Raw genomic sequence first — 12,138 nt, 5'->3', positions numbered from 1 at the left:
CTAGCGAATCCGACTACTCAGCCGAGTCGGTGGGGGTGGCTGCCTGGTCAGCGGCAGAGTCCTCCGCGGCAGACGCCTCACTGATGATGACGTCGCTGGGCTCGTCCGCGTTGCGTGCGACGGCGATCAAAGTGGTGCTCTCGCCGAGGTTCATCAGCCGCACGCCCTTCGTCTGCCGTCCAGCCTTGCGCACCTGCTCGGCCCGAGTCCTGATGACCCCGCCGCTCGAGGTGATGGCGTAGAGCTCGTCGTCGACGTCGACGATGAGCGCGCCCACCAGCCTGCCACGTCGGCGGTCGTGCTGAATGGTCAGCACACCCTTGCCGCCACGCCCCTGGACCGGGTAGTCCTCGATGGGCGTTCGCTTCGAGTACCCACCGTCCGTCGCGACCAAAACGAACAGCCCCTCTTGGACGACACCGACGGAAAGCAGCTCGTCATCGGCGTTGAACCGCATGCCCTGCACGCCTGACGTGGCACGACCCATCGGGCGCAGCACGTCGTCGGTGGCGTGGAAGCGGATCGACTGGCCGTCCGCGGACACCATGAGCAGGTCGTCATCTGCTGAGCACAGCACGGCACCGACCAGCTCGTCGTCCTCACGCAGGTTGATGCCGATTAGTCCACCCGATCGGTTGGAGTCGAAGTCGGACAGCTTCGACTTCTTCACCAGACCCTTTCGGGTGGCCAGCACGAGGTACGGCGACACGTCGTAGTTCTTGATCTGGATGACCTGCGCGATCTCCTCCTCCGGCTGGAACGCGAGGAGGTTCGCGACGTGCTGGCCGCGGGCGTTGCGGTTCGCCTCAGGCAGCTCGTACGCCTTCGTGCGGTACACCCGGCCCTTGTTCGTGAAGAACAGGATCCAGTCGTGCGTCGAGCACACGAAGAAGTGCGCGACGATGTCGTCCTGCTTGAGCTGTGCGCCCTGCACGCCCTTGCCGCCGCGCTTCTGCGCCCGGTAGAGGTCGGTCTTGGTGCGCTTCGCGTAGCCGGTGCGCGTGATCGTGACGACCACGTCCTCGACCGCGATCAGGTCCTCCATGGACACGTCGCCGTCGAACGGGATGATCTCCGTGCGCCGGTCGTCGCCGTACTTGTCCACAATGGCCATGAGCTCGTCGCGCACGATGGCGCGCTGCCGCTCCGGCTTCGCGAGGATGTCCTTCAGGTCCGCGATCTCGACCTCGATCTCGGCCAGCTGGTCGATGATCTTCTGGCGTTCCAGTGCGGCCAGGCGGCGCAGCTGCATCTCCAGGATCGCGTTCGCCTGGATCTCGTCGACGGCGAGCAGCTCCATCAGGCCCGTGCGCGCGATGTCCGGCGTCTGCGACCGGCGGATCAACGCGATGACCTCGTCGAGGTGGTCGAGCGCCTTGACCAGACCGCGCAACAGGTGCGCGCGTTCCTCGGCCTTGCGCAGGCGGAACCTGGTCCGCCGGACGATGACCTCGATCTGGTGCTTCACGTAGTGGCGGATCATCTGGTCGAGCCGCAGGGTGCGCGGCACGCCGTCGACCAGCGCCAGCATGTTCACGCCGAACGAGTACTGCAGCTGGGTGTGCTTGTAGAGGTTGTTCAGCACGACCTTCGCCACCGCGTCGCGCTTCAGCGTGATCACGATGCGCATGCCGCTGCGGCTGTTCGACTCGTCCGCGATGTTCGAGATGCCCGTGAGCTTCGCGTCACGCACGAGCGCGGCGATGTTCTCGACGAGGTTGTCGGGGTTGACCTGGTAGGGCAGCTCGGTGACGACCAGGATCGTGCGGCCCTTGGCGTCCTCGTCGACCTCGATGACGGCGCGCATCTTGACCGAACCACGGCCGGTGCGGTACGCGTCCTGGATGCCCGAGTTGCCGAGGATCTGGCCGTACGTCGGGAAGTCCGGGCCCTTGATCCGCTCGATCACGGCTTCGAGGGTCTCCTCGTCGGAGGCCTCCCAGTTGTCCAGCGCCCACACGACGCCCGACGCGACCTCGCGGAGGTTGTGCGGCGGGATGTTCGTCGCCATGCCGACCGCGATGCCCGAGCTGCCGTTGATCAGCAGGTTCGGGATGCGGGACGGCAGGACCGTCGGCTCCTGGATGCGGCCGTCGTAGTTGTCGCGGAAGTCGACGGTCTCTTCCTCGATGTCCGCGAGCATCTGCATGGCCAGCGGGGTCAGGCGGCACTCGGTGTAGCGCATGGCGGCGGCCGGGTCGTTGCCCGGCGAGCCGAAGTTGCCCTGGCCGTCGATCAGCGGGTACCGCATGGCCCACGGCTGGGCGAGCCGCACGAGCGCGTCGTAGATCGACGAGTCGCCGTGCGGGTGGTAGTTGCCCATCACGTCGCCGACGACGCGGGCGCACTTGTTGTAGCCGCGGTCCGGCCGGAACCCCGAGTCGAACATCGAGTAGAGCACGCGGATGTGGACGGGCTTGAGTCCGTCACGCACGTCCGGCAGTGCTCGGCCGACGATGACGCTCATCGCGTACGCGATGTAGGAGTTCTGCATCTCCTGCTGGATGTCGACCGGCTCGGTGCGGTCGTGCTCCGGCGGAAGGGTCGTCTCAGTCACGGTTCTTCTTTCCTCTTCGCCAGCCGTGGATGTCTAGAAGGGACCGGACTCAGACGTCCAGGAACTTCACGTCCTTGGCATTACGCGTGATGAACGAGCGGCGCGCCTCGACGTCCTCACCCATGAGCACGCTGAACAGCTCGTCGGCGGTGGCGGCGTCGTCCATGGTGACCTGGAGGAGCACCCGGTTCGCCGGGTCCATCGTGGTCTCCCACAGCTCCGCGGCGTTCATCTCGCCGAGACCCTTGTAGCGCTGGATGTTGTCGTCCTTGCCGAGCTTCTTGCCGGCGGCGAGGCCTTCCTTGATCAGGCCGTCGCGCTCGCGGTCGGAGTACGCGTACTCCGGCTCGATCCGCTGCCACTTGATCTTGTAGAGCGGCGGCTGGGCGAGGTAGACGTGGCCGTGTTCGAGGAGCGGCTGCATGAAGCGGAACAGCAGAGTGAGCAGCAGCGTGCGGATGTGCTGCCCGTCGACGTCGGCGTCCGCCATCAGGATGATCTTGTGATAGCGCAGCTTCGACAGGTCGAACTCGTCGTGGATGCTCGTGCCCAGAGCGGTGATCATGCTCTGGACCTCGTTGTTCTTCAGCACGCGGTCGATGCGCGCCTTCTCCACGTTGATGATCTTGCCGCGAATCGGCAGGATGGCCTGGTACATGGAGTCCCGGCCTTCCTTGGCCGAGCCGCCGGCGGAGTCACCCTCGACGACGTAGAGCTCGCACTCCTCCGGGTTGGTGGAGCGGCAGTCCTTCAGCTTGCCGGGCAGGCCGCCGATGTCCAGCGCACCCTTGCGGCGCACCAGTTCACGGGCCTTGCGCGCGGCCATGCGGGCCTGGGCCGACGAGACCGCCTTGCTGACGATCGTCTTCGCCTCGTTGGGGTGACGCTCGAACCAGTCGGCCAGGTGCTCGTTCGTCGACTTCTGCACGAACGACTTCGCCTCGCTGTTGCCCAGCTTGGTCTTCGTCTGGCCCTCGAACTGGGGTTCCTTCAGCTTCACCGAGATGATCGCGGCGAGACCCTCGCGGATGTCGTCGCCGGTGAGGTTCGTGTCCTTCTCCTTGAGGAGCTTCTTCTCGCGCGCGTACTCGTTGACCACTCGGGTCAGCGCGGCGCGGAAGCCTTCCTCGTGGGTACCGCCCTCGTGCGTGTTGATCGTGTTCGCGAAGGTGTAGACCGAGGCCGTGTAGCCGGTGTTCCACTGCATCGCGACCTCGACCTGGAGGTCCTCACCCTGCGCTTCGAAGCCGATGACCTTCTGGTGCACGGCATCGCGCGTGTGGTTGATGTGGCGGACGAAGTCCTCGAGCCCACCGGGGTAGTGGTAGACGCGTTCCTTCACCGCGGCCTGGTGGCCCTCGGCGTCGGCTTCCTCGTCCTCCTCCGAGACCCGCTCGTCGCGCAGGATGATGGTGATCCCCTTGTTGAGGAACGCCATCTCCTGCAGGCGGCGCGCGATCGTCTCGACGTTGTACGTCGTCGTCTCGAAGATCTCCGGGTCGGCCCAGAACGTGACCGTGGTGCCGGTCTCGTCGGTCGCCTCGCCCTGGCGCAGCTCGTGCGCGGGCTTGGAGGCCTCGTAGCGCTGGGTCCAGACGTGACCCTGGCGCCTGATCTCGAGGTCGACGGCGGTGGACAGCGCGTTCACCACGGAGATGCCGACACCGTGCAGACCGCCGGACACCGCGTAGGAGTCGCTGTCGAACTTGCCACCCGCGTGCAGCTTGGTCATGACGACCTCGACGGTCGGCACGTTCTCGACCGGGTGCATGTCGATCGGGATGCCACGACCGTCGTCGATCACCCGGACGCCGCCGTTGGCCAGCAGGGTGACGTCGACCTTCGTCGCGTAACCGGCCATCGCCTCGTCGACGGAGTTGTCCACAACCTCCTGGACCAGGTGGTGCAGACCGCGCTCGCCGGTCGAGCCGATGTACATGCCGGGCCTCTTGCGCACTGCCTCGAGGCCTTCGAGGACGGTGATCGAGGACGCGCCGTACTCATTCTTCTTAGCTGACACGGGCCTGGAGTCTCCTCGCTGATGCGGGCAGGACCCGCACGGTGATGGGTGACGCTCCTGTGATTCTACCGGTGCACCCCGACAGAACGGGGCCAAGGACACCTTTGATTCGGTCACAGAGCGCCTCAAGCGCCACCGGACGGGTCAGGACCGCTGAAAAGGGGGTTCAAATCCGCAGGTGAACGCTCATTGAGCCGCAGAATCGCCGCTGAGGCCTTGACAGGACCTCACCCGTAGGTGTCACGCGGACCGCGCCCAGGCGCGTGCCTGGGGCCGTGTCGCCAGCTGGGAGCGTCCGGTCCCTTGATCCTGAGCCTTTTGACGACGCCGTTGCCCACACCCGCGGCGATCCGTTTGATCAGCTCGCGCTGCAGAAGGCGCAGCTGGGTGGCCCACGCCGTCGACGACGCCTGGACCGTCAGTTCCCCGTCACTGAGAGCGATTGGCACCGCGTGCTCGGCGACGTCCTCACCTACTAATTTTGCCCAACGACCGAAGACCTGGCCACCCTGCAGCTGCTCGACCCAGCCGCGGTCCGCCGCGATCCTGGACGCGATCCGCCCGAGCGGCTGGGGGTCGCGGTCGTCCGGGCCCGGACCCGACCAGCGACGCCGCCGCTTGTTGACCGGACGGCCCTTCGCCTTGCTCCCCGGCACCCGTCCACGGGCCTTCGCGGCCGCTTTCGCCGCCTCCAGAGCAGCTCGGGCGAGGTCCGAACCCTTCAGCTGCTCACCCTCAGGTGTGAATGAACCTGTGGACAAGTCCGGATTTGTGACGGAGTTATCCACACCATCCACAGACTTGTCCCCAGATGTGTGGGCGGACACACCCGATCGAGCTGCATGTGGGGGCTTCGAACCCCGAGAGTCAGCCTCCGAGTCAGACACGCCGTACCTCCCCGCCCTGTACCTCGAACCGGGCACCGACCAGCTCGTCCGGAACGTCCTCGGCCACCGCCGCGGTGATCAGCACCTGCTCGGCGGCGGCCGCCACCTTGGCCAGTTGCCGACGCCGGCCGCGGTCGAGTTCCGCGAACACATCGTCCAGCACGAGCACCGGTTCGATGCCGTCGACACGCATCAGTTCGTACCCGCCGAGCCGCAGGGCGAGCGCGAAAGACCATGACTCTCCGTGACTGGCGTAGCCCTTCGCCGGCAGTTCGCCGAGCGTCAGGTCCAGGTCGTCCCGGTGGGGACCGACGAGGCACACGCCCCGTTCGATCTCCTGCCGCCGCACCCGGTCGAGCTCGGCCAGCAGCAGGTCCTCGATGCTCTCCCTGTCCTCCGGCAGGTCGCCGACGCTCGACCGGTACGAGATGAGCGCCGGACGCGACTCCGGAGCGACCTCCGCGTACGCCGAGGTCACGTGGTCCGCCATGTCGCGGATCAGCTTCAACCGCGCGGCCAGCAGCTCCGCGCCGTGCTTGGCGAGATGCCCGTCCCAGACGTCGAGCGTCGAGAGGTCCGCTGATCGGGAGTGCTTCACCGTCTTCAACAACGCGCTGCGCTGCTTCAGGACACGGTCGTAGTCACTGCGGACACCGGCATAACGCGGTGCGCGCAGCACGAGCATCTCGTCGAGGAACCGCCGCCGGTCGCTCGGATCGCCCCGCACCAGAGACAGGTCCTCCGGTGCGAACAACACGGTGCGCAGGATCCCGAGCACGTCACGCGGACGCGGCACCGGACCCCGGTTGATCCGCGCCCGGTTCGACTTGCCGGCCGTGATCTCCAGTTCGACGAGCAGCTCGCGGTCGTCGTTGACCACGGCCGCCCGCACGACGGCGCGCTGGGCGCCGTGCCGGATCAGCGGTCCGTCACTGGAGACGCGGTGCGAACCCAGCGTCGCCACGTACCCGATCGCCTCGACCAGGTTCGTCTTGCCCTGGCCGTTGCGGCCGACGAGCACCGACGCGCCGGGCTCGAGCTCCAGGTCGGCGAGCTCCCACGACCGGAAGTCGCTGACCTGGAGATGTCTGACGTGCACTCTCGCTAGCCCTGGGTGCTGCCGCCGCCGGACGACGGTCCGGCGAGGTGCACCGAGTGACCACCGAACTGGTTGCGCAGCGCGGCGACCGCACGCATCGCGGGCGAGTCCTCCTGCCGCGACTGGAACCTCGCGAAGAGCGCGGCGGAGATCACCGGGAGCGGCACCGCGTTGTTGATGCCCTCCTCGACGGTCCACCGGCCCTCGCCCGAGTCCTCGACGTACCCGCGCAGGTCGTCGAGCTCCGGGTCGGACTGCAGCGCGCGCACCAGCAGGTCGAGCAGCCACGACCGCACGACGGTTCCGCGCTGCCAGGCCGAGATCACCGCGGGCACGTTGTCCACGACGTCGGTCTTGTCGAGCAGCTCGAAGCCCTCGGCGTACGCCTGCATCAGGCCGTACTCGATGCCGTTGTGGACCATCTTCGAGTAGTGGCCGGCGCCGACCTTGCCCGCGTGCGCGAAGCCCTCCTCGCGCGGCCCCTCCGGACGCAGCGCGTCGAAGATCGGCATCGCCTGCTCGACGTGCGCGGCGTCGCCGCCGACCATCAGCGCGTAGCCGTTCTCGAGGCCCCACACACCGCCGGACACACCGCAGTCGATGTAGCCGATCTCCTTCTTCGCCAACAGGTCCGCGTGGACCCGGTCGTCGGTGAACTTGGAGTTGCCGCCGTCGACGACGAGGTCGCCCGGCGACAGGAGCTCGGACAGTTCCTTCACGGTGTTACGGGTGATGTCGCCGGCGGGCACCATCACCCACACCACGCGCGGCGCTTCGAGCTTGGACACCATGTCCGCCAACGACTCCGAGTCGCTGACCTCGGGGTTGCGGTCGTAGCCGATCACCTCGTGACCGGCCCGGCGCACCCGCTCGCGCATGTTGAAACCCATCTTGCCGAGGCCGACGAGTCCGAGCTGCACGGTGTTCTCCCCTGTGTTCTTCTGGTACCCGGTAAGGGTTTTCTCAGCCGGGAAGGCGAACGGGCATGAGCAGGTACAGGTAGCCCGGCGCCACGTTCCCATCCTCGTCCACCGGCTTCAGCAATGCCGGTCGGCTGGGTGTGGTGAAGGACAAGTGGACTTTCTGCGTGCGGACCGCACCGAGTCCGTCGAGCAGGTAGCCCGGGTTGAACGCGATGGTGACCGCGTCGCCCGTGTACTCGACGGGGAGCTCTTCCTCGGCCGAACCCTCGTCGTCGCCACCGGCGGACAGGCGCAGACCACCGTCGACGAACTCGAGGCGCACCTGCGTGCCGCGCTCGGCGACGAGCGACACGCGCTTGATCGCCTGCTGCAGCGCGTCGATGTCGATGATCGCCGCGGCGCTGTGCTCGGAGGGCAGCAACTGGCGGTACTTCGGGAAGTCCGCGTCGAGCAGGCGGGTGGTGGTCCGCTTGCCGGAGCCGGAGAGACCGAGCAGTCCGTCGTTGGCCGCGAGCGACATCTCGACCTTGCTGCCGGACGAGCCGAGCGTCTTGGCCGCGTCGCCGAGCGTGCGGGCCGGGACGAGGACCGCGACCTCGCCGAGGGTCGCGTCCGGCTCCCAGGGGAACTCCCGCATGGCGAGCCGGAACCGGTCGGTGGCGACGAGGGTCAGCTTGCCCTCGCCGATCTCGACGCGGACGCCGGTCAGCATCGGGAGCGTGTCGTCCTTGCCGGCCGCGACGGCGACCTGGCTGACCGCCTCGCCGAAGACCTCGCCGGGGAGCTCACCGATCAACTGGGGCATCGAGGGCAGGGCCGGGTAGTCCTCGACCGGCATCGTCGGGAGGCTGAACCGGGCACTGCCACAGCTGATCATCATCCGAGCGCCGTCGACCGCGATCTCGACGGGGTGGTTCGGTAGCGCCTTGGTGATGTCGGCGAGAAGACGCCCGGAGACCAGAGCTCGGCCACCGTCGGCGATCGTCGCCGGGACACCGACCTGAGCGGAGACCTCGTAGTCGAACCCGGACACCGTCAGCGAATCGTCAGACTCCGCGTCGAGCAGCACGCCGCCCAGCACGGGGACCGGCGGACGGGACGGAAGGCTGCGAGCGACCCAGGCGACAGCGTCGGCCAGGCCGTCGCGTTCGACGCGGATCTTCATGAGGCGTCCTTTCCTCGACAGTCGACAAGCCCAACCACGACAACGTGCCAGTGGGGGTTAGGGAGCCTCGACCTCGGCTGACCGAGGTGCGGAGCAACCACGTTAGAGCGTCCTGGCCCTTCCCGTCACTTCGGGGTTCGGGCACCGATCCCCGGGAGCTGTCCACCGCTGTTTTGCTTTTGAGTTCTTCCTAGAAGAGATCAAACAGCAGTAACAGTAAGGGTTGTGGATTGTGGGGACAGCCCTTGAACATGCAGGTCAAGGGGGCACCCACCATGTGGACTAAGGGGGGACAGCACCCGGGGACAGATCGACGCACCTGGGGACAACCAGTTGTGCACAGCTCTCGATCCACAGATCGTCCACAGTTGTCCCCGGGTGCGTCCCCGGGTGCGGGCCAGTTGTACCCGGGTGTTCAACAGGCTTCTGTGGCCAGATCGTGGCCGGGGCCACAGACTTTTCCAGTTGTCCCCACCCCTTCGAGTGCCGGGGGCGAACAGAAAGCCTCGCCGCGCGGCGGATCGAGCCTCGTCTACCCGGGTACGTGTGCGGCGCGTGGTGGTGGTTGGAGCCGCACGGACTGATGCAGTCCCATCGTTGCGCCGAAGCCGTCCCCGGGTGTTGGCCGTCGAGCCGCGGCCAACACCCGGGTGCTCGCCTCTCGCCCCGCCGGTCGCGTCCCCAGGCGCCGGGAGCCGGTCGCCGGCTCCGTCTCGGGCGTGCGAAAAAGGGGCCCTCCGCGATGGAGGACCCCTTCGTTGCCACCCGGGCGAGATCAGGGAGTGTGGCGGGCGCGCTGCTTGATGCGCGACGTCAGCTCCTGCACCTGGTCGTAGATCCGCCGGCGTTCGGCCATCTCCTTGCGGATCTTCTTGTCCGCGTGCATGACCGTCGTGTGGTCGCGGCCGCCGAACGTCTGGCCGATCTTCGGCAGCGACAGGTCGGTCAGTTCGCGGCACAGGTACATGGAGATCTGCCGTGCCTGCGCGAGCGCCTTCGTCTTGCCGGGGCCGCACAGGTCGTCGATCGAGACCTGGAAGAACTCGGCGGTGACCGCCATGATCATCGGTGCGGTGATCTCCGGCGCGTGCGAGTCGGGGATCAGGTCGCGCAGCACGATCTCGGCGAGCTGGATGTCGACCGGCTGCCGGTTGAGCGACGCGAACGCCGTGACGCGGATGAGCGCGCCTTCGAGCTCGCGGATGTTCCGCTCGATGCGGGAGGCGATGAACTCCAGCACGTCGGCCGGGGCCGCGAGCCGGTCCTGCGCCGCCTTCTTGCGGAGGATCGCGATCCGGGTCTCCAGCTCGGGCGGCTGGATGTCCGTGATCAGACCCCACTCGAACCGCGTGCGCAGACGGTCTTCCAGCGTCTCCAGCCGCTTGGGCGGCCGGTCGCTCGACACCACGATCTGCTTGTTCGTGTTGTGGAGCGTGTTGAACGTGTGGAAGAACTCCTCCTGCGTACCTTCCTTGCCCTCCAGGAACTGGATGTCGTCGACGAGCAGAACGTCGATGTCCCGGTAGCGGCGCTGGAAGGCGACCTTGCGGTCGTCACGCAGCGAGTTGATGAAGTCGTTGGTGAACTCCTCAGTCGACACGTACCGCACGCGCATGCCGGGGAACAGGCGCTGGGCGTAGTGCCCGACGGCGTGCAGCAGGTGCGTCTTGCCGAGACCGCTCTCGCCCCAGATGAAGAGCGGGTTGTACGCCCTGGCCGGAGCCTCGGCCACCGCGACGGCCGCGGCGTGCGCGAACCGGTTCGAGGCGCCGATGACGAACGTGTCGAAGTTGTACTTCTCGTTCAGCCGGGTCTGCGACGGCGACGGGTTCGCGGGCCGCGTGTACGGCAGGTTCGCGTTCGGCGCCGCGGCGACCGCCGCGTTGGCGGTGTTGAAGGTCGGCCAGATCTCGGTGACCGCGGCGAGCGCGTCTCCGGCCTCGTCGACCTCTTCCTCGGCACCGTCGGCGGCGACCGCGTCCTCCGTGATCACGGGGCCGGGCGTGTCGCCGTTCGTGATGCCGGGAGCCGACGGGATCTGGACCGGCGCCACGGGCTGGATCGCCTGGACCGGGATCGGCGTGGTGGGCGGGCTCATGGGACTCACCGGCTCCGGCGAGTCGACCTTCACCGCGAGCGAGACCGTGCGGCCCAGCCTGCGGGAGAGCGCCGCGGTGATCGGGTCGCGCAGTGCGCGTTCGATCGCCTCTTTCGCGAAGTCACTGGGAGCAGCGAGCAGTGCCGTTCCATCCAGCAACCCGATCGGACGGGTGACCCTCATCCACGCGCGCTGCTGGGGGGACAGGTGGCTGGTCGCCAGTTCCTGCACCACCTCGGCCCACACGAGACCAAGATCGACCTGCTGGTTCGACACCTCCGCGCTCCCCTCCCCTCCACCGGAGCCAAAGACTCCACACGTGGACACGGAGAATAGAGGTATCCACAGAGTTATCCACAACTGTGCACTAAAAGGTGCGTTGTGTTGCCGGTCGGTGGCGGCTCCCACGCCAGCCCCGGCATGCGCGAAGGACGAACGGTAACAAGGCCCGGCACGCGTCACAAGACGTGGCGTGGCCCACCCCGATTTGGTCGCCGCACCCGGGCATGCGTACCCTCGTACGAGTCTCCCGCTTGCGACGGGCGCCTTTCGCGCGCCTACGTCCACTGCCGTCGGGGACAACCACAAGGCTTTGTCAGCAGTGAAGCACCGGGAGACCGACCGTGAGCAAGGGTAAGCGCACCTTCCAGCCCAACAACCGCCGCCGCGCGAAGACGCACGGCTTCCGGCTGCGCATGCGGACCCGCGCCGGCCGCGCCATTCTGGCCGCGCGCCGCAGCAAGGGCCGTGCCACTCTGTCCGCCTGACCGCGGCTGGTAAGCGCAGCGTCGTCGTGCTACCACCGGCCGCCCGGCTCACCCGTAGCCAGGACTTCGGCCTGGTGGTCCGCCGAGGCCGCCGCGCCGGACGACCCCGGTTGGTCGTCCACGTCTTGAAGCCTGACGTGCCCACCTTGGATTCGTCCAAGGTGGGCTTCGTCGTGAGCAAGGCAGTGGGCAACTCGGTGGTCCGCCACCGTGTTTACAGGCGCCTGCGCCACGTGGTGCGTCCCGCGCTCGCAGAGATGCCGCCGGGAACTCTCGTCGTGGTCCGGGCGTTGGCTCCAGCAGCCGAGGCGTCGAGTTCCGAGCTCGCCGCCGATTTCTCTTCTGCCTTGCGCAAGGTGCTGCGATGACCACGTTGCCCGCGAAGGTCGCGCTGCTGCCGGTGCACTTCTACCGGAAGTTCATCTCGCCGCTGCTGCCGCCGACATGCCGCTTCTACCCGAGTTGCAGTGCGTACGCGGTGGAAGCCCTGACAGTCCACGGCGCACTTCGAGGAACCTGGCTGACCATCCGCCGGTTGCTGCGCTGCGGACCCTGGCACCCTGGAGGCCTGGACCCCGTTCCGCCGAGGCGGCAGGTCCCCGACGTATCCACCGAGGAGTAG

At 67.5% G+C, this 12,138-nt stretch carries 10 protein-coding genes; 3 read left to right on the top strand and 7 right to left on the bottom strand.

What is annotated here, in order from left to right:
• Positions 1–13: 13 nt before the first annotated feature.
• The 7 genes from gyrA to dnaA form a co-directional block, all read right to left on the bottom strand.
• Entirely contained in the window at positions 14–2,557 is a 2,544-nt protein-coding gene (gene gyrA, locus SK571_RS08545) for a DNA gyrase subunit A (protein WP_319983474.1), read from the bottom strand.
• 49 nt (positions 2,558–2,606) lie between these two features.
• Entirely contained in the window at positions 2,607–4,577 is a 1,971-nt protein-coding gene (gyrB, locus tag SK571_RS08540) for a DNA topoisomerase (ATP-hydrolyzing) subunit B (protein WP_319983473.1), read from the bottom strand.
• A 227-nt stretch (positions 4,578–4,804) separates the two neighbouring features.
• Entirely contained in the window at positions 4,805–5,338 is a 534-nt protein-coding gene (locus tag SK571_RS08535; protein ID WP_319983472.1) for a DciA family protein, read from the bottom strand.
• A gap of 118 nt (positions 5,339–5,456) precedes the next feature.
• Complete coding sequence (recF, locus tag SK571_RS08530) at positions 5,457–6,563, bottom strand: DNA replication/repair protein RecF (protein WP_319983471.1); 1,107 nt, start codon at positions 6,561–6,563, stop codon at positions 5,457–5,459.
• 5 nt (positions 6,564–6,568) lie between these two features.
• Positions 6,569–7,483: a phosphogluconate dehydrogenase (NAD(+)-dependent, decarboxylating) gene (gene gnd, locus SK571_RS08525; protein ID WP_319983470.1), complete on the bottom strand. Its 915-nt coding sequence runs from the start codon at positions 7,481–7,483 to the stop codon at positions 6,569–6,571.
• A 43-nt stretch (positions 7,484–7,526) separates the two neighbouring features.
• Positions 7,527–8,651, bottom strand: coding sequence for a DNA polymerase III subunit beta (gene dnaN, locus SK571_RS08520; RefSeq protein ID WP_090006636.1), 1,125 nt, complete (start codon positions 8,649–8,651; stop codon positions 7,527–7,529).
• Positions 8,652–9,426: 775 nt separating this feature from the next.
• Complete coding sequence (gene dnaA, locus SK571_RS08515; RefSeq protein WP_319983469.1) at positions 9,427–11,025, bottom strand: chromosomal replication initiator protein DnaA; 1,599 nt, start codon at positions 11,023–11,025, stop codon at positions 9,427–9,429.
• Between the two features lie 347 nt (positions 11,026–11,372).
• On the opposite strand from dnaA, the gene rpmH reads away from it, so the two are divergent.
• The 3 genes from rpmH to yidD are packed head-to-tail and all read left to right on the top strand — an operon-like array spanning position 11,373 to position 12,138.
• Positions 11,373–11,516: a 50S ribosomal protein L34 gene (gene rpmH / locus SK571_RS08510; protein ID WP_030465619.1), complete on the top strand. Its 144-nt coding sequence runs from the start codon at positions 11,373–11,375 to the stop codon at positions 11,514–11,516.
• A gap of 26 nt (positions 11,517–11,542) precedes the next feature.
• The gene (rnpA, locus tag SK571_RS08505; protein WP_090006634.1) at positions 11,543–11,884 is read left to right on the top strand and encodes a ribonuclease P protein component; all 342 of its coding nucleotides are present in this window, start codon (positions 11,543–11,545) and stop codon (positions 11,882–11,884) included.
• Positions 11,881–12,138 (top strand): membrane protein insertion efficiency factor YidD, encoded by a 258-nt coding sequence (gene yidD / locus SK571_RS08500; RefSeq protein ID WP_030480223.1) that lies wholly within the window; start codon positions 11,881–11,883, stop codon positions 12,136–12,138. Before rnpA ends, yidD begins: the two co-directional genes overlap by 4 nt.

The organism is Lentzea kristufekii (assembly GCF_033949925.1).
Classification (GTDB): Bacteria; Actinomycetota; Actinomycetes; order Mycobacteriales; family Pseudonocardiaceae; genus Lentzea; species Lentzea kristufekii.
Note: the sequence above shows the minus strand (reverse complement) of the source record. Positions and strands in the feature narration are given on the sequence as shown.